The organism is Caballeronia sordidicola, from assembly GCF_000729995.1.
Classification (GTDB): Bacteria; Pseudomonadota; Gammaproteobacteria; order Burkholderiales; family Burkholderiaceae; genus Caballeronia; species Caballeronia sordidicola_A.
On the sequence record NZ_JNFG01000022.1, the window covers coordinates 76,876 to 94,660 of the forward strand.

Annotated in this window: 12 protein-coding genes; 4 read left to right on the forward strand and 8 right to left on the reverse strand. The window is 59.7% G+C overall.

Going from position 1 to position 17,785, the window contains the following annotated elements; genetic code table 11:
- Positions 1 to 55 precede the first annotated feature (55 nt).
- From FH08_RS0122310 to FH08_RS0122345, 6 genes are all read right to left on the reverse strand, one after another.
- A complete protein-coding gene (locus tag FH08_RS0122310; RefSeq protein WP_031360486.1) occupies positions 56 to 892 on the reverse strand; it encodes an OmpW/AlkL family protein in 837 nt (278 codons plus the stop codon).
- A 102-nt stretch (positions 893 to 994) separates the two neighbouring features.
- Positions 995 to 2,242 (reverse strand): DUF2957 domain-containing protein, encoded by a 1,248-nt coding sequence (locus FH08_RS0122315; protein WP_031360487.1) that lies wholly within the window; start codon positions 2,240 to 2,242, stop codon positions 995 to 997.
- Positions 2,243 to 2,349: 107 nt separating this feature from the next.
- Positions 2,350 to 3,801, reverse strand: coding sequence for a DUF2957 domain-containing protein (locus FH08_RS0122320; RefSeq protein ID WP_031360488.1), 1,452 nt, complete (start codon positions 3,799 to 3,801; stop codon positions 2,350 to 2,352).
- A 497-nt stretch (positions 3,802 to 4,298) separates the two neighbouring features.
- Positions 4,299 to 5,252, reverse strand: coding sequence for an N-acetyl-gamma-glutamyl-phosphate reductase (gene argC / locus FH08_RS0122330; RefSeq protein WP_031360489.1), 954 nt, complete (start codon positions 5,250 to 5,252; stop codon positions 4,299 to 4,301).
- A 148-nt stretch (positions 5,253 to 5,400) separates the two neighbouring features.
- Positions 5,401 to 5,967 (reverse strand): flavodoxin family protein, encoded by a 567-nt coding sequence (locus tag FH08_RS0122340; RefSeq protein ID WP_031360490.1) that lies wholly within the window; start codon positions 5,965 to 5,967, stop codon positions 5,401 to 5,403.
- A gap of 161 nt (positions 5,968 to 6,128) precedes the next feature.
- Positions 6,129 to 6,656 (reverse strand): YbhB/YbcL family Raf kinase inhibitor-like protein, encoded by a 528-nt coding sequence (locus tag FH08_RS0122345; RefSeq protein WP_031360491.1) that lies wholly within the window; start codon positions 6,654 to 6,656, stop codon positions 6,129 to 6,131.
- A gap of 396 nt (positions 6,657 to 7,052) precedes the next feature.
- Here FH08_RS0122345 and FH08_RS0122350 point away from each other — a divergent pair, with 396 nt between their 5' ends.
- The gene (locus FH08_RS0122350) at positions 7,053 to 7,757 is read left to right on the forward strand and encodes a response regulator transcription factor (protein ID WP_031360492.1); all 705 of its coding nucleotides are present in this window, start codon (positions 7,053 to 7,055) and stop codon (positions 7,755 to 7,757) included.
- 87 nt (positions 7,758 to 7,844) lie between these two features.
- Here the strand turns inward: FH08_RS0122350 and FH08_RS0122355 are convergent, their stop codons facing one another.
- On the reverse strand, positions 7,845 to 8,531 hold the full coding sequence (locus FH08_RS0122355; protein WP_031360493.1) for an orotate phosphoribosyltransferase: 687 nt from the start codon (positions 8,529 to 8,531) through the stop codon (positions 7,845 to 7,847).
- Between the two features lie 524 nt (positions 8,532 to 9,055).
- Between FH08_RS0122355 and FH08_RS0122365 the strand changes: the two genes are divergently transcribed.
- From FH08_RS0122365 to FH08_RS49585, 3 genes are all read left to right on the forward strand, one after another.
- Positions 9,056 to 11,344 carry an NADP-dependent malic enzyme gene (locus tag FH08_RS0122365; RefSeq protein ID WP_031360494.1) on the forward strand — a complete coding sequence of 763 codons (2,289 nt, stop codon included), beginning with the start codon at positions 9,056 to 9,058 and terminating at the stop codon, positions 11,342 to 11,344.
- A 333-nt stretch (positions 11,345 to 11,677) separates the two neighbouring features.
- Positions 11,678 to 12,586 carry an ESPR-type extended signal peptide-containing protein gene (locus tag FH08_RS50525; protein ID WP_075583360.1) on the forward strand — a complete coding sequence of 303 codons (909 nt, stop codon included), beginning with the start codon at positions 11,678 to 11,680 and terminating at the stop codon, positions 12,584 to 12,586.
- Positions 12,504 to 13,640, forward strand: coding sequence for a YadA family autotransporter adhesin (locus FH08_RS49585; RefSeq protein ID WP_051888443.1), 1,137 nt, complete (start codon positions 12,504 to 12,506; stop codon positions 13,638 to 13,640). The genes FH08_RS50525 and FH08_RS49585 overlap by 83 nt, the downstream gene beginning before the upstream one ends.
- A 72-nt stretch (positions 13,641 to 13,712) precedes the next feature.
- On the opposite strand, the gene FH08_RS0122375 is transcribed toward FH08_RS49585, so the two are convergent.
- Positions 13,713 to 17,312: an indolepyruvate ferredoxin oxidoreductase family protein gene (locus FH08_RS0122375; RefSeq protein WP_031360495.1), complete on the reverse strand. Its 3,600-nt coding sequence runs from the start codon at positions 17,310 to 17,312 to the stop codon at positions 13,713 to 13,715.
- Between the last annotated feature and the right edge of the window lie 473 nt (positions 17,313 to 17,785).

Below are 17,785 nucleotides of genomic sequence, written 5' to 3' on the forward strand. Positions count from 1 at the left end.
GCCCGCCCATCTTAGGCGGGCTTTTTTTTATCCAGATTTTGGCCGCGCGACGTCCTTAGAACCGGTACGAAACCGCCAGGAACGTGATCAGCGGATTGGCGCTCAGCCTTGATTTCGTCGTTGCCAGTTCGGTCCCGTCAGCCGCCTTGATGATCAACGACGACGTCGTCTTCAGCGGAATGTAGGTTAGCGAGGCAATCAAACCCCAGTGCTTGTCGAAGTTATATGTCGCGCCAAGATTGAACACCGGCTGCCACGACGATGAAGCTTTCGCCTCCACCGACGTCGGTCCAGGCTTGCCCGCACCCGCCGCCAGCACCGCCCCAAGATTGTTCTGCGTCGATTGCTCGAAACCGTTGGTGAGCTTGATGTTCGTGAAGAAGTTATACGACACACCAAGGCCCGCAAACGGCCGGAACGCAGAAGTCGGCGAGTTGAAGTAATACTGGAAAATCAGCGCCGGGCTCCACTGTCGCACGCTCTTTACGATCGGGTTGGTCTGATCGAGATTCTGGTTGCCAAGCGCGCCTGCGGGCCCTGGCGGTTGAATGGTGCCGTGACCATCCAGTTCGAACTCGGGCGGCACGCCACCCACGAACGTGGTCGCAATGTGATCGGTGAAAAAGTGTGTGAAGACGAGGCCGAACGTATCGGCGCTCTTCGTCGATAAACTCGTCCCCGCCGACGTGAATTGCGACGGCAAGCGCAGCGGCGTATTGATCGGCGTAGGCGCCACGTGCGTGGTCAACTCATCGCTCGAATCCTGCGGCATGACGTGAAACCAGCCGAGTCCCACGACGTTATCGCCGGCACTTTGCGCATGGGCTGACAGCGACGCACACGCAGCTACCGCCACCGCCAACGGTTTTCCCGCAGCCAAAAGCTTCTTCATTTCGTCTCTCTTCGGTTACAGGCCGTCATGCGAACGCAGCGAGTCTTCGTGGAAAACCGCGCGTTGTTCGCATGCAGCCGTCTTTGATAGGCTGCTAGACGGTCACTGCACAAATGAGCCGATGGTGTAATACGGTGTCGTCGGGTCGCTCTGGTCGAGATAGCCGAACACGCCGCCGGAGAAGATGAACTTGCCGGTTGGCGTCGTGCCGGTCGATGCACCCACGACCGTCGATGTCACCAGACCCGGAATCGTCTCGGTGTAGTCGAGATTCAGCGCGCGGGACAACGCAACCTGCGACGGCTGGAACGGATCGATCAAGGTGGCTTGCGTGCCGCTGAGCGCGGTGGTGCGGTAGTCGAAGGCGTTATCCACGCCGACGTATTCCCCATTCACCGATCCCGATACCACGCTGGTTTGCGGCGACATCATCGAAATACCGGATTCGTCGTCGGCGAAGGGCGGAATGCCCGAGGTGATCGTGGCGTTCGCCGTGCCGGTACGCACGAGGATCGGCACGTTCTGGCCACGCAGCTTGCCCACGATCATGTAGCCCTTGCCCAGCGGACCGGCGGCCAGCGTCGGGTTGCCTTGCCCGAGGAAGTTGTTCGTGACGAACGCGCCGCTGCCATCCGGCGATTGCGCGAAGTTCGATCCAGCTTGCTGGCACTTGCCGGCGTTCACGCCGGTGTTGTCACACTCTTGCCAGGTGCCATCGGCGTTGATCGTGATCTTCGAGTCGACAGAGAGACGCGCGTAGTTTTGCGACGGAATCTCGTGATAGCCCAGTTGGTTATACGTCCCGGCTACATTGGCGAGATTCGTTTCCAGCGTCGAGAAACCGATGAACGGGTAGTACGGGAAGGTCCGGTCAGGCACCACGCCCTGGCCAAGAATCCCGCCGAACTGCAGCTCCTTGCCCGGAATCGTGCCGCCCGCCACGCCTTCGCCGACGAAGATGCGCGCGGGACGCGTCGGATCGAGCGTCGCACCGTTCAACTGGTACGCGCACTGATTGAGCTTTTGTGTCGGCAAGCCGGTTTCCATCGTCAGCGTGCCGTTCTGCGACGTGCCGGCGCGGGTGGGCGAGACCGTGCCGGTGACGGCAGGGATCGGAGATTCCACGTAGGTCACCTGCCAGGTGAGTTTGGTCGTGTCGAGCTGCAGCTGGATGAGTTCACCGCTGCCGCCGCCACCGGTGAACGTGGTCGTGTAGTCAAGCGACGCCGGGCACAGCCGGACGACCGGCGCCTGAGGCGCATCGCTGCCGCCACCGCAGCCGCCGAGGAACGGCGTGACGCCAGCGATTGACGCACCCATCGCACCCAACGCAAAAGTTCTCCATTTCATACTGCTGTCTCCGTCCACATTTGTTCGTTCGTGTTTCGTTGGCAGCCGGCGCGTGCCGGCTGCCCTGGTCTTGAGTGCTTCTGTGCGTTTTGTGTACTCGGCAGTGCTTATTTGCTGAGCAGTGAGCCGATACCGAAGTACGGACTCGCGGGGGTATCGGCGTTAGCGGACGTGGATGTCAGGCCGCCGTTCACCGTGCTGCCGGCAATGAAGATCCCGTACAGGCCACCCGCCGAGATCAGCGCACCCTGGCCACCGTTCTGGTCCTGCACCCCGATCAAGCCGGGCAATTGTTGCGCGTAGCTCATGCCGAAACCGGTCTCGGAAGCCTGCGTCGATGGATTGATGAACGAGCCCACCGGACCTTGCAGCAACGTCGCCGTGTACTTGAAGTTCGAATCCGCGCCGACATAACCACCATCGAACGCGCCCGACGTGAGTGCCGTGTTCGGAGCGAGCATGGCGATGCCGGATTCATCGTCGACTTGTGCGGCGGATGTGTTCAGCGGTGTAAGCGGCGAAGGCACGAAGACCTGGCCGGTACGCACGACGATCGGCACGATCGCGCCGTTGATCTTGCCGATCACCATGTTCGCGTTCGCCACGGCCGGGAACGTGAGCGCGCCGACGAGCGGCAGCACAGGCGTCGAACGGTTGCCCTGCACTTGCGGGGCGACTGCGCTGGTGAAGTACGCGCCGCCGGCGTTCGCTGTCCACGCGCCGCCGGTTGTCTGGCAAGACGTATTCGATGCCGGTACCGGCACGCTGCAGTTGCCGGCGGCATCGAAGGATTCTTGCGCCTGGGTGGTCGTGGTCGAGTAGTTATTCGATGGGACCAGGTGGTAAAGCAGCGCGTTATACGTGCCCTTCAGATCCGCGACGTTCGTGCTCACCGTCGAAAAACCGATGAACGGATAGAAGTCGAAGTGACGGTTCGGCACCGGGAACAATTGCGGGAAACCGGGGATCGCATGGACCCCGTCAGCGGTTAGCGTCGCGCCGTTGTATTGCACGGTCGCTCCCGGAATGCCGCCGCCCGCCACTCCCTGGCCGATAAAGATGGTCGGCGGGTTCGCCTGGTTGAACGCGGCGGCCGTTGTGTAGACCGAACCATCCGATGCCTGGCCGCCGCCCGGCGTCAGCACGAACGCGCATCGCGTTTGCTCCGCCGTGGGAAGCGTGCCTGCCGGCGGGTGGACCACGGCGCCGGCAATCGTCGTGCCCTTGCGGGTCGGATTGACGGTACCGGTGACGAGCGGAATGGGCGATTCGAGCCACTTCAGCGTGTATTTCATGTTCACGGCGTCGATGTTCAGGCTCACGATCTCACCGCTGCCCGCACCGCCCAGATACGTACTCGACACAATGTCCGCATTCGCCGGACACAGCGGTGCCGCACCCGCACCGACAGCCGGTGCGCCCTGCGTGCCACAACTCGCGCCGGAACATTGCGGCGTGTTGATCGGACCCGGGTTGTCGGCGTTGCCGCCGCCGCAAGCAACAAACAACGGCGCGGTCGCAAGTGCGAGCGCGAGTCCTTTCGAAATGGCATACGGCATACCGCTGTCTCCCTGATCTAGTTTTGCGCGTGTAATTTCGCTGTCGACTTTTCGTGTGTCAACCGACTGAAACGTCTAAATCGACGATTCAAACGGAGGGCTTCCGTTTGCGCCTTGACTGATAAGGCTCGAACGGCGCATTGAAACAAAAGTTTTTCCGTAAGGTTAATTGGAGAAAATCTATTTCAATGCGAGGCAAAAAGAAGAACGTTTAAGTGCGAAAACGCGTAATCATCGACGAACGAACGTTCGTAAATAAATTGGGAGAATCCCTATGAAAGCGTGGGAGAAGTTCTATTTGACCCGCGTGGAGTTTGCGAGGTGGAGATTTGAAAACTGGGCGCGGGGCGGTGATCGTGTGAATAGAAATAACGATGTGAAACTGCGGCGGAAAATAATGCAGGCGTAAAAAAACCGGTTTCACCCAATGGCGGAAACCGGTTTTTAGTAAGTTGAGCGCCTGGCGCGCTCAACTTTTTCTGGCGTCGATAGTTGGCTTAGCGCGCAAGCCCAGATTCCTCGTCGACGCCGATCGCAAGGTTCATACACTGGATCGCTGCGCCCGACGCACCTTTGCCCAGGTTATCCAGCCGGGCAACGGTGACGAACCGCTCGTCATTGCCGAACACGAACAGATCGACCCGGTTGGTGTCGTTGCAAGCCTGGACGTCGAAGAAGCCATCGTCGAGATTGCTTTCCGCATTGAACGGCAACACGCGCACGAACGGTTCGTTCGTGTAGTACTCGGCAAACAACGCCTGAACGTCTTGCGGCTTGGCGGCGCGTGACAGTTGATTGGGCGAGAAGTACGTGGTGACGGCGAGGCCCTTCAGGAAGTTGCCGACAATAGGCGTGAACATCGGCGCGTGCTTCAGTCCCGAGCGCACCGCCATTTCGGGCAGGTGCTTGTGCGCAAGACTCAGTGCGTAAGGCCGCGGGCTGTCCAGCCGCGGATTTCCGGCCGCTTCATAGTCCGCGATCATCTTCTTGCCGCCGCCGCTGTAGCCAGTGATGGAATACGCGTGCGCGGCGAAATCCGCGGAGACAAGACCACCCGCCACCAACGGCTTCATTGCCAGCAGGAACGCCGACGCGTGGCAGCCCGGCACCGCGATGCGCTTCGCCGTGCGCAAACGCTCGCGCTGCGCCGGCATGAGTTCGGGAAGGCCGTATGCCCAGTCGTCGTGCGTGCGGAACGCCGTGCTGGCGTCGATCACGACCGTGCGGTGATTGTCCGCGTCCACCAGCGAAACCGATTCGCGCGAAGCGACGTCCGGCAGGCACAGGAACGTCACGTCCGACGCATTGATCAGCCGCCGGCGCTCCTCCACGTCCTTGCGCCGGGCTTCCTCAATACGCAACACCTCGACGTCACGCCGCTCGGACAGATATTCGAAAATCTTCAGGCCGGTGGTGCCTTCCTGTCCGTCGACAAATACTTTCGTGGTCATCTCGATCTCGCTGGGTCGGTCGCGCCCGGAGGTCATGTGCCCGGGCGCGGTCAAAACGCCATTTTAATGCGCTTCCGCGACAACGCGATGGCATTGCCGGGCACATCGGCCGATCGGCCTGAAAAACGTTGCAATGCCGCCGAAAACACTACTTCCCGGTCCAGCGCGCCGTCACGGCCGCGATCCTTGCACCGAACACCTTCGCCGTCTCCAGATCGCCGGGCGGCGGAGCTTCATCAGGTGACGCATCTGCCGGCGATTGCGTCAGCAAGCCCGAAAAACCACCGACGAAGTTCAGGTCGTTGCGCGTGGCCGCTTTCGTATTCGACGGCATCATGCCCGTGCCAGCCCAGAGCATGCTGTGCTGCATCGCGAGCGTGATGAGGTAAGCGATGGTCGAGTGCTTGTCGCCGTTCATGGTCGCCGAATTGGTGAACCCGGCCGCGACCTTGTCCTTCCACGATTGCGCGAACCACGGTTTGGAGCTGGCATCGGCGAATTTCTTGAAGTCCGCTGACGGGCCGCCCATGTAGGTGGGTGCGCCGAAGATGATGCCGTCGGCAGCGTCGAGCTCGGCCCAGCCGGCGTCGTCCAGATCGCCGACGGCGAGCAGTTTCGCGTCCGCGCCGGCGTCGATCGTCCCGGCCAGTACGGCCTCGGCGGCTTTTTTCGTATGGCCGTAGCCGCTGTGATAAACGATAACGATTTTTGGCATTTCATTCCCCGTTTGCGACACAAAGCCGCGGGTTGCGCAAGAACAACCCGAACCAGGCGTCTTCGCGATATTTTGGCCGGTTGCAAAAAACGACGGCGGCGTAGTTCACCGGCGAGTCTAGCAAAGCCAAATTCGACTCGCCGGCGCCCTATAAAGGCCGCTCACCGCCCGTATGTGACGACAAGTTGCGCGCTGTCGATGGTCGTAGTTCGGATTTCGTGCTCGAACATGAGCGCCGGGCTACTCTGGCGCAGGCGCAAGTCGCTGCTGCTGAGCGCGTAGACCGTGACGACGTAGTGATGCGGTTTGCCCGGCGGCGGACAAGGACCCGCGTAACCGTCGATATCGAAGTCATTGCGCGCTTCCACTGCGCCCATTTTGCGCAGGACGCCCGAGGCGCTTGCGTTCGACGGCAACTGCGAGACGCTCGCGGGAATGCCCGCTACGGCCCAGTGCCACCAGCCGCGACCGGGCGCGTCGGGGTCGAAGACGGTGACCGCGAAACTTTGCGTAGCAGCAGGTGCGCCGCGCCACGATAACTGCGGCGAGCGGTTGCCGCCTTTGCAGTCGTTCTGTTCGAAGACGAGCGCGAGCGGCATCGGCTGGTTCGGACGAAGATCGGTACTTGTCAACGTGAAAGGGGCAGTGGCGATAACTTCAGCGACCGCACGCGGCGCATTTGATACCATCGCGGCGCAGAAAACCGGTAGCAGCACCGCGCGGCGGAAAATGCGGAACCCGACGACACGCCAATCAACAGCGCGGCACACAGCACAAACCACAAGCCCGATCCCCAAGCGCATGGTGCAAATTCTCCGGTCACGGGCGGGGCCAAATCTGGCGTTTCACCCACTGTAACGATGTATTTTGTCTCAGAAATTGGCTTAGAGCTTGAATCAAGTTTAACATCGCGGGAAAGGACAAAATTTTTCAAATGTTCAAAACAAGACTCCGCAAGGGTCAACACCGTGACTTCGGGTTTAGCCGCAGTTTCGCTCTCCCGGCTGAAGGGCCAATGTAATGAGTAGGAGCACATTGCCTATAATGCGCGAGGGATTTGTTCATTTACGAGCGAGGGGAAAATAATGGGTCAACGGATAAAAGTCATTATCGCCGATGACCATCCTGTCATTCTGTTTGGCGCCGCGCAGGCGCTATTGAAGTTTCCCGAGATCGAAGTGATTGGGCAAGCGCGTCAATCGACGGAATTGATTCAGCTTCTGCAAAAATCGCCCTGCGACGTGGTCGTGTCCGACCTTGCCATGCCGGGGGGGCAATTTGGCGACGGCATGCCATTGCTGGGTTATATCGGGCGTCAGTTTCCGACGGTGCGCATCGTCGTGCTGACCATGCTGGAAAATCCCGCCCTCCTGAAACGCTTGCGTGAGGTGGGTGTGACGGCCGTGATCAATAAGTCCGACGATCTGAGCCACATTGGACTGGCCATCGTCCACGTGATGCGGGGACAGGAATACATCGGACCGTCGGTGCGTCTGGCGCTCGACAGCATGGGCTTGTCGGCGAGTGGCCAGCAGCGTGACGTGGTGTTGTCGAAGCGGGAACTGGAAGTGGTGCGTTTATTCGTGTCCGGCATGACGATTACTGAAATTGCCGCGCAGTTGAAACGCAGTATTAAAACAATCAGCACGCAAAAGAATACCGCCATGCGGAAGCTAGGCATTGAACGGGATTCTGAATTGTTTCAATATGCCCAGAGTAATGGATTATTGAATCTATCGGCTTATGTGGGCGATGGAAATCTCGATGACGCCATTCCCGTGAATACGTAATATTCGGTATTGTTGTTGCATGAAAAAGCCGCTCGTTTATAGAAACGAACGGCTTTTTTTATTACACAAAAATTCACATTCAGACGGTTATTGTGGCGATGCCGTTACGCCGCCGTGCGCTGCGGACCACTGTGCCGGCGCGTGCAGGAATTTCTCGACTTCATCCAGCGTCTTTGTCTCGAAATAGCCCGCTTCCTTCGCCACGCGCAACACATCCCACCACGTGGCGAGCGCGTGCAGCTCCACGTCGATATCTTTCAATACCGAGACGCTTTCCTTGAAGATGTTGTAGTGAAACAGCACGAAGCAGTGATTCACCTTCGCGCCGGCCGTGCGCAGCGCGTTGATGAAATTGATCTTGCTGCGGCTGTCGGTGGTCAGGTCTTCCACCAGAAGGACGCGCTGGCCTTCGGTCAGCAACCCTTCAATTTGCGCGTTCCGGCCGAAACCCTTCGGCTTCTTGCGCACATATTGCATGGGCACCATCAGCCGATCGGACAGCCAGGCGGCAAACGGGATGCCCGCTGTTTCACCGCCGGCCACCGCATCGATTTGCTCATAGCCGATATCGCGCAGGATGGTGGTTTCGGCCATCTCCATCAGGGCGCGGCGAACGCGCGGATACGAGATCAGCTTGCGGCAGTCGATATAAACCGGGCTCGCCCATCCGGACGTGAAAATGTACGGTTTGTCCGCATTGAAATGCACGGCCTGGACCTCGAGCAGCATCTTGGCGGTGGTGTCGGAGATCGTCTGGCGGTCGAAGCCTGTCATGGGCGAATCCTTGCTGTTTTGGGTTGGCGCCTGGCGCCTGTTGTGACCGGCGATCAAGCGACGGCGGCCAATGGCGCCTGGCGCAACGGTAGTGTCCGGTCGAGCAAATGCCGACGGCGTTCGATGCGCGCGTAGGCCGAGATTTTACCCGACAGACAAGACACGGACGTAACGCGAAACCCCGCTTCGTTGCCGGATTTGTCATGTGAATCCAAGGCGTGCCGAGCAATCGATGCAAGCGCTTTCGCACGCTCACGCGTCGTTTCTGTCGGAAATGGTGCTGCGCGTCATCTTTAACGCGCGGTGTACACTATTTATCCCCGAAAAATGCTATGGGCATTTGTTTCACTTCAGCGCCCACGCGCTTGTCTCCATGCGCGCAGCCGTTGCGCAGCGCCTTCAAGACTAGCCGGGCGGCCAGGAATCATTTGATTCGTCACGAGACTTGATCGTCCCGCACGCAGTTCCCAAGCTTTCCATTTCATTGATTTTCAAACGCTTTTCCTAAACGTCTCAGGCCAATCATGGACGAACAACTGAAGCTCAGCGCCCTCGCATATCACCAGTATCCGAAGCCCGGCAAGATCTCGGTCACGCCGACCAAGCCCTTGTACAACCAGCTGGATTTGTCGCTGGCGTACTCGCCGGGCGTGGCCGCTGCCTGCATGGCAATCTTTGACGACCCGCTCGATGCGCAGAAGTACACCTCGCGTGGCAATCTGGTCGGCGTGGTGACGAACGGCACAGCCGTGCTGGGTCTCGGCAATATCGGACCGCTCGCTGCCAAGCCGGTGATGGAAGGCAAGGGCTGTCTCTTCAAGAAGTTTGCGGGCATCGACGTGTTTGACATCGAGCTCGCGGAGACCGATCCGGACAAACTCGTCGACGCCATCGCGATGCTCGAGCCCACGCTTGGCGGCATCAACCTGGAAGACATCAAGGCGCCGGAGTGCTTCTACATCGAGAAGAAGCTGCGCGAGCGCATGAAGATCCCCGTCTTCCACGATGACCAGCACGGCACAGCGATCATTGCATCGGCGGCGATTCTCAACGGTCTGAAAGTGGTCGGCAAGAAGCTGGACGAAGTGAAGCTGGTCTGTTCGGGCGCGGGCGCCGCAGCGATTGCGTGTCTCGATTTACTCGTCCATCTGGGCTTGAACAAAGCCAACATCCTGGTCTGCGATTCCAAAGGCGTGATCTACGAAGGACGCGGCAACCTGGATCCGTCGAAGGAACGGTACGCCGCGAACACGACCGACCGCACGCTCGCCGATGCCATCGACAAAGCCGACGTGTTCCTCGGCTGCTCGAGCGCCGGCGTGCTTAAGCCGGAGATGGTCAAGGTCATGGGCACGCAGCCGCTGATTCTCGCGCTTGCCAATCCCGAGCCGGAAATCCGTCCGGAGGAAGCGAAGAAGGTGCGCCCGGACGCGATCATCGCCACTGGCCGTTCGGACTATCCGAACCAGGTCAACAACGTGCTGTGTTTCCCGTTCATCTTCCGCGGCGCGCTCGATGTGGGCGCGACCACGATCACCGAAGAGATGAAGCTCGCGTGCGTACGCGCGATCGCGGAATTGGCCGAAGAGACCGATCAAGGCGATGAAGTCGCGAAAGCCTACGAAGGCCATTCGCTCGAGTTTGGTCCGGAGTACCTGATTCCGAAGCCGTTCGATCCGCGGCTGATCATCAAGATCGCGCCGGCTGTTGCTCAGGCCGCGATGGATTCGGGCGTGGCGACGCGGCCGATTCATGATATGGACGCGTATCGCGAGGAACTGGCTACGACGGTTTATCGCACGGGCATGGTGATGCGGCCGGTGTTCGCGGCGGCTAAGTCGGCTCCTGCGCGCATTGTGTTCGCCGAGGGCGAAGACGAGCGCGTGCTGCGCGCCGCGCAATTCGTGCTGCTGGAGAAGATCGCGAAGCCGATCATCATCGGGCGGCCGGCGGTGGTGGAAATGCGTCTGCAGAAGATGGGCTCGAAGCTCAAGCCCGGCATCGATTTCGAGATAGTGAATCCGGAAGACGATCCGCGTTACCAGAAGTGCTGGCAGGAGTATCACCACATCGCTGCACGCGAGGGCGTGACGCCAGACAACGCGAAGGCCGCGCTGCGCAAGTTCAATACGCTGATCGGCGCGCTGCTGGTTCGTCTGGGCGATGCCGACGGCATGATCTGCGGGATGATCGATACGTATCACGACCATCTTAAATTTATCGAGCAGGTGTTGGGGAAGGCTGAGGGTGTCGAGAACTTCGCTGCGATGAATTTGCTGATGCTGCCGGGACGCAACCTCTTCATCAGCGATACGTACGTCAACGAGGTCCCAACGCCCACGCAACTCGCCGATATGACCATCCTGGCGGCGCGCGAAATCGAGAAGTTCGGGATTGCGCCGAAGGTCGCGTTGCTGTCGAATTCGAACTTTGGCAGCGTGCCGACGGCTTCATCGAAGCGCATGGCCGAGGCTCGCAAGCTGATCGCCGAGCGTGCGCCGGATCTGGAAGTCGATGGTGAAATGCACGGCGATGCAGCGTTGTCGGAGGTGGTGCGCAAGGCTGCGTTCCCGGGCTCGAAGCTGACGGGTGAAGCGAATCTGCTGATCATGCCGAACGTGGAAGCAGCGAATATCACGTACAACTTGCTGAAGATGGTGAGCGGCGAGGGTGTGACGGTCGGGCCGTTTTTGCTTGGTGCGGATAAGCCGGTGCATATTTTGACGCCGGCCGCGACGGTGCGGCGGATTATCAACATGACGGCGGTGGCGTCGGCGAATGCGCGGGTGAAGGCAGCGAGCAACGAGGTGTGATTTGCGGATGTATTACGATATCCTGACGAGTTGATGCTGAGAAATTGAGATGGCCATGAAGCGGCGGCTGGGTTGACCCAGTCGCCGTTTTTTTATGCACGCCCGTCGCATGTAACCCGGATGCGCTAAAAAAGCTTATTGATTTTTATTGGGATGAACAAAGGTGTGGCGCGTTTAGCGACGCCTTCGCTATTCGGACAAATCTGATTCGAATGCCAAGTTGTGCTGAGTAGAGTCGCGAATCGTTTCACTTTCCTGCGCGTTCAAGCGAGTCGTTTCCCGGATTCGTTTCGCGCCAGACACTTTTCGCACAATTCTTTGCAGGTAATCAGCATGAACAAGGTCTTTAAATCGGTTTGGAGCGAAGCTCTGGGTGCCTGGGTTGCGGCGTCGGAATTGTGCCGCGGGCGCGGGAAGGGCGGGGGGAAGGTAGCGCGGAGCGCAGTTGCGGCAGCGCTGGTCCTCGCAGCTGGCAGCGCGATGGCGTCGACTGCCACTGGCAACGGAGCCACGACGGTGGGCCTTAACGACAACGCGTTGGGAGACGGATCCTACGCTAACGGCGCGGCGGGCGCTGACTCCACAGCGATTGGGCACAACGTCAAGACGAATGGCGGCAACGCTTTTTCAATCGGTTCGATCATCACAAATGGAGCCGCCTCGTCGATCGTCATGGGCAACGGTGGAACAAACGCAGTGACGATGGACGCGGCATCAAGCAATACCGTCTTTTTCGCCCCAAATGGCGGCTCTGTCACCAACTCGGCCAACTCGTTTGCGTTTAATCCGTATGGCACCGCGGGAACAACTGGCTCCAGTGATTCCGTCAACATCTCAGGCACGGTTACCAACGCCGCGAATGCTGTAGCACTGGGTTCGAAGTCGTCAGTTTCGGCGGCTAACTCTGTCGCACTTGGCGCCGGTTCGGTGGCGGACCAAGCGAACACGGTTTCGGTCGGCAGCGCCACCAGCCAGCGAAAGATCACGAACGTGAAGGCTGGTGACGTGAGCATATCAAGCACGGAAGCGGTGAACGGATCACAACTCGCGGCGACCAACGCGACGGTCGCCGATGCTGTCAAATACGATACAACGACGCACGACAGCGTGACGCTGGGCAACACGGGTACGCCGGTCATACACGGTCGGCGGCAAGCAAGTGAACGACGTCGGTTCCGCGATCGGCAATCTGGACGGCCGGGTGACGCAGAACTCGGCGGACATCGCGGGAATGAAGGGTGACCTCGCGACCGTGGCGAACACGGCAGCAAACGCCGTAGCCTACGATTCGGCCGATCACAGCAAGATCACGCTTGGCGGCGCAAACGCTGCCACGGACGCGGTGCAGTTGACCAATGTCGCGGCCGGAGACGTCTCGGCGTCCAGTACGGATGCCGTCAACGGCGCGCAACTCAGCGCGACCAACGACCGCGTCACCAGCACGGAAACCGCGATTGCCAACTTCCAGGCGTCCGGCATGACAGGATCGATGGCGTCGGGTCAGGATGCGGCTGCTATCGGCGCGAATGCCGAAGCCTCCGGTGATAACTCGACTGCCGCGGGTTCGAACGCTACAGCGTCGGGCAAGGATTCAATCGCTGCGGGCGGAAACGCCACGGCTTCCGGCGATAACTCGACCGCCGCCGGCGCGAACGCCACCGCTTCAGGCAGCGGCTCAACGGCAACGGGCGGTAGTGCCACGGCCTCGGGCGACAATTCGACGGCTAACGGTTCGAATTCGATGGCCTCGGGCGAAAGCGCGGTGGCGTTCGGCGGGAATGCGTCGGCGACCGGCACCAACGCCGCGGCCGTTGGCGGAAATTCGCAGGCTTCGGGCAGCAACGCGGTGGCGTTCGGTGGCAACAGTCAAGCCTCCGGCGACAACTCGGTAGCGCTGGGCGCAAACTCGGTCGCCAATGAAGCCAACACGGTCTCGGTGGGTTCGGCCGGCAACGAGCGTCGGGTAACGAACGTGGCTCCTGGCGTCAACGGGACGGACGCGGCAAACGTGAACCAGGTGAACGCGTTGCGCAACGATATGGGCACCAGCCTCCGATCACTGCAACGTTCGGCATACGGCGGTATTGCCGCAGCAATGGCGATGCCCACCGCGACGCCGAGCGCGCCCGGCAAGACGGTCGTCGGCGCAGGCGTGGCCAACTTCAAGGGCTATACCGCGTTGGGTGCCGGCGTGACATATCGTTCGGACAGCGGACGATGGATCGTGAACGGCGCAGTATCGGTCGCACCGAGCGGAGACTCGGGCGTACGGGCGCACGCGGACTACGAGTTCTGATTGATGGTTTGAAACTAATGTAAAAAAGGGCGATCCGGATTTTCAGATCGCCCTTTTTTTATGCTCGAGGTTTTAAGCTACTTGTCGCGTCTCGCTGCCTTCATGACCACGCCACCGAGTCAACAGCGCATTCCATTTCACACGCGCCGCATTCACGTTGTTGTCCTTCACGTGACCGTAACCGCGCATCGAATCGGGCAGGTTGGCCAGCTCTATCGCGAGCGGTAACTTCTCCGCTGTCAATCCACCGATCAACTCCTTCACCAGCGCCTCGTAATCCGTGATCAGCGTGCGTTCCATCTTCCGTTCTTCAGTCTTGCCGAAGATATCGAACGATGTACCGCGCAGGAACTTCATCTTTGCCAAAACCTTCATGGCGGATAACACCCACGGGCCGTATTGCTTTTTGATCAGATGACCATGCGCGTCTTTCTTTGAGAGCATTGGCGGCGCGAGGTGGAACTTCACTTTCCAGTCTCCTTCGAAGCTCCCTTTCAACCGCTCCACGAATGCCGGATCGGCGTAAAGGCGCGCGACTTCATACTCGTCTTTGTACGCCATCAGCTTGTGCAGATTCTTCGCAACGGCTTCAGTCAATGCGTACGTGCCATCGCCCAAACCGAGCGCCGCTTCCGCCTTACGCACGTCGGTCACGAGGCGAGCGTAACGCGCCGCGTACGCGTCGTTTTGGTATTCGGCGAGATAATCGATGCGCTTTTCAATCAGCGCGTCCAACGCCTTCGGCGTATGCAGCGCGATAATCTTGCTGCCACCTTCCGATCCAGTCGATAACCCTCCCCGACCCTGCGCCTTGACAAAGCGCGTGAGGCCTTCAAGATCGTGCGCCGCGTGACGTCCCCATTCGAACGCCGCTAGGTTCTTCTCGACTTGCACCGCATTCAATTCGATCGCGCGAACCAGCGATTCATGCCGCAACGGCACCCAGCCGCGTTGCCACGCAAAACCCAGCACGAACGGATTGGTGTAAATGGCGTCGCCGAGTAAAGCAACGGCGAAGCGATTGGCATCGACGAGCGCAACATGCTCGCCCGCGGCCGTGCGGATATCGGCTTCCGCGCTCGCGCCCGGGAAGCGCCAGTTCGGGTTCTTGATGAACTCGGCAGTCGGCGTTTCGGCGCTGTTCACCACCACGCGCGTGTGGCCAGGTTGCATGCGCGAACCGCATTCGTCGCTGGCCGTGACAATCGGATCGCAGCCGATGACCAGATCCGCTTCGCCCATTGCGATGCGCGTGGCGTGGATATCGCCGGGATGCGTGGCGATCTGCACATGGCTCATCACCGCGCCACCTTTCTGCGCGAGGCCGGTGACGTCCAGCACGGTCACGCCTTTTTGCTCGAGATGCGATGCCATGCCGAGCAACGCGCCAATCGTCACAACACCCGTGCCGCCCACGCCGGTGACTAATACGCCATACGGACGGTCGATTAACGGCAGCTCGGGCGTCGGCACGGGAGGCATTGCATCGCCGGAAATACTCGATACCTTCGGTTTCTTCAACTGCCCGCCTTCAACCGTGACGAAGCTCGGGCAGAAACCGTTCACGCACGAGTAGTCCTTGTTGCAGGTCGACTGGTTGATCTGGCGCTTCGTGCCGTATTCGGTGTCGAGCGGTTCGACCGACAGGCAATTCGATTTCACGGAGCAATCGCCGCAGCCTTCGCAGACGGCTTCGTTGATGACGACGCGCTTCGCCGGATCGGGGTACGCGCCGCGTTTCCTGCGTCGACGTTTTTCCGTCGCGCAAGTTTGGTCGTAGATCAGGATCGTGGTGCCGGTGATCTCACGTAGCGCGCGCTGAACTTCATCGAGCTTCTCACGATGAAATACATCGATACCCGGCGCCAGCCCAACGTTCGCCTGATATTTCTCGGGTTCATCGGTGACGATCACGATCTTCGTCGCGCCTTCCGCCGCCAGTTGATGCGTGATCTGCGGCACGGTGAGGACGCCGTCTACAGGTTGCCCGCCGGTCATCGCGACGGCGTCGTTGTAGAGGATCTTGTACGTGATGTTGTTCTTCGACGCGATCGCTGCGCGGATCGCGAGCAGGCCGGAGTGGAAGTACGTGCCATCGCCGAGATTGGCGAATACGTGTTTGTCGTTGGAGAACGGCGCCTGGCCGATCCATGCCACACCTTCACCGCCCATCTGGCTGAACGTGCTCGTGCTGCGGTCCATCCACACGGTCATGTAGTGGCAACCGATACCGGCCAGCGCGCGCGAACCTTCGGGCACATTCGTCGATGTATTGTGCGGACAGCCCGAGCAGAACCACGGCTTACGCTCGGCCTCAACGCGCGGGCGCGCCAGCGCTTTTTCCTTTGCTTCGATTACTGCGATACGCGTCGCAATGCGCGCGCGGACATCGGAGGGGAGGTCGAACTTGTCGAGTCGTGTGGCGATAGCCTTCGCGATAATCGCCGGCGATAACTCGTAATGCGCCGGCAGCAACCAGTTGCCCATTGGCACGGACCATTCGCCGCCGGCGCCGTCCTTCTCGTCGAACTTGCCGAACACGCGCGGCCGTTGCGCATCGGGCCAGTTATAAAGCTCTTCCTTGATCGCGTATTCCAGGATCTGGCGCTTTTCTTCGACGACCAAAATCTCTTGCAGCCCGTGCGCGAACGCATGCGCGCCTTGCGCTTCGAGCGGCCACACGCAACCGACCTTATACAAACGAATGCCGATGCGCGCGCAGGTTTCATCGTCGAGACCGAGGTCTGATAAAGCCTGACGCACATCTAGATAAGCCTTGCCCGCCGTCATGATCCCGAAGCGCGCGTTCGGCGATTCAATCTCGATCCGGTCCAACTTGTTCGCGCGCACATAGGCGAGCGCGGCGTACCACTTGTAGTCGAGCAACCGCGCTTCCTGAACCAGTGGCGGATCGGGCCAACGGATGTTGAGGCCACCATCGGGCATCGCAAAATCGGTCGGCAAGACAATTTGCGTTCGATGCGGATCGATATCGACAGAAGCCGACGATTCCACCACATCGGTCACGCATTTCATCGCGACCCAGAGGCCGGAGTAACGGCTCATTGCCCAGCCGTGCAGGCCGAAATCCAAATATTCCTGCACATTCGATGGAAACAGCACCGGCAATCCGCACGCCTTGAAAATGTGTTCGGACTGATGCGCGAGCGTCGAGGACTTGGCGGCGTGATCGTCGCCGGCAAGCACAAGCACACCACCATGGGGCGATGAACCCGCCGAGTTCCCATGCTTGAAGACATCGCCGGTTCTGTCGACGCCCGGACCTTTGCCGTACCACATCGAGAACACGCCGTCGTATTTGGCGCTGGGATAAAGATTGACTTGCTGCGAGCCCCAGACGGCGGTCGCCGCGAGGTCTTCGTTCACGCCGGGCTGGAACACGATCTCGTGCGAAGCGAGATGTTTCTTCGCTTTCCAGAGATGCTGATCAAGTGCGCCGAGCGGGGAACCGCGATAGCCGGAAATAAAACCGGCGGTGTTCAATCCGGCGGCGTGATCGCGTTGTTGTTGCAGCATCGGCAGCCGAACCAGCGCCTGTATGCCGCTCATGTACGCGCGACCGCGTTCCAGGGTGTATTTGTCGTCGAGAGTGACGGTTTTTAGCGCGGCTTCTAGGGAAGCTTGTTGTTCCGCGTCAAGGGGGGCATTCATTGTGGGGTCTCTCCGCCAACGTTTGGGATCGCCAAAGATTTTTAGGGCCTTCGCGTCTTGTGGACGCATCGGCCGGGATTCTGAGTTTGCCTGTTTTGCCTTTTTTACAGCACTGGTAATAACCCGCTGAAAAGTAATTTCAACATTGCACAGGTGTTACGACGTGTAAAAACGGCCGGATTTTGATGTCATCGGGGAACCGCTCGCGCCGAGCGCATTCAAACCCGCGATCGATGCACATTCCTGCCGGCGTTGCCGGCAGGAAGAGCACGAATGTGCGCGATTGCTGGACATACCGATGCACGCAGTTGAAGGAGGAAGCAGTGAAACAACGATACATCCAAAGCTTTTTGATGGTTTCCGCAGCATTTTTTGCAATGAACGCGCCAGTTCGAGTTGGCGGACCGGCTGGATCGGAGGCAACGATCTCCGGCAGACCACGAATTTCGCAGGTTCGAGTCGAACAGATTTCT

Excerpts from the sequence above, each read along its gene's own strand:
- FH08_RS0122315 (WP_031360487.1), bottom strand. The coding sequence starts at position 2,242 with ATGAAATGGAGAACTTTTGCGTTGGGTGCGATGGGTGCGTCAATCGCT.
- FH08_RS0122345 (WP_031360491.1), bottom strand. The coding sequence starts at position 6,656 with ATGGTATCAAATGCGCCGCGTGCGGTCGCTGAAGTTATCGCCACTGCC.
- FH08_RS0122320 (WP_031360488.1), bottom strand. The coding sequence starts at position 3,801 with ATGCCGTATGCCATTTCGAAAGGACTCGCGCTCGCACTTGCGACCGCG.
- argC (WP_031360489.1), bottom strand. The coding sequence starts at position 5,252 with ATGACCACGAAAGTATTTGTCGACGGACAGGAAGGCACCACCGGCCTG.
- FH08_RS0122340 (WP_031360490.1), bottom strand. The coding sequence starts at position 5,967 with ATGCCAAAAATCGTTATCGTTTATCACAGCGGCTACGGCCATACGAAA.
- FH08_RS0122355 (WP_031360493.1), bottom strand. The coding sequence starts at position 8,531 with ATGACAGGCTTCGACCGCCAGACGATCTCCGACACCACCGCCAAGATG.
- FH08_RS0122365 (WP_031360494.1), top strand. The coding sequence starts at position 9,056 with ATGGACGAACAACTGAAGCTCAGCGCCCTCGCATATCACCAGTATCCG.
- FH08_RS0122350 (WP_031360492.1), top strand. The coding sequence starts at position 7,053 with ATGGGTCAACGGATAAAAGTCATTATCGCCGATGACCATCCTGTCATT.
- FH08_RS0122375 (WP_031360495.1), bottom strand. The coding sequence starts at position 17,312 with ATGAATGCCCCCCTTGACGCGGAACAACAAGCTTCCCTAGAAGCCGCG.
- FH08_RS50525 (WP_075583360.1), top strand. The coding sequence starts at position 11,678 with ATGAACAAGGTCTTTAAATCGGTTTGGAGCGAAGCTCTGGGTGCCTGG.
- FH08_RS0122310 (WP_031360486.1), bottom strand. The coding sequence starts at position 892 with ATGAAGAAGCTTTTGGCTGCGGGAAAACCGTTGGCGGTGGCGGTAGCT.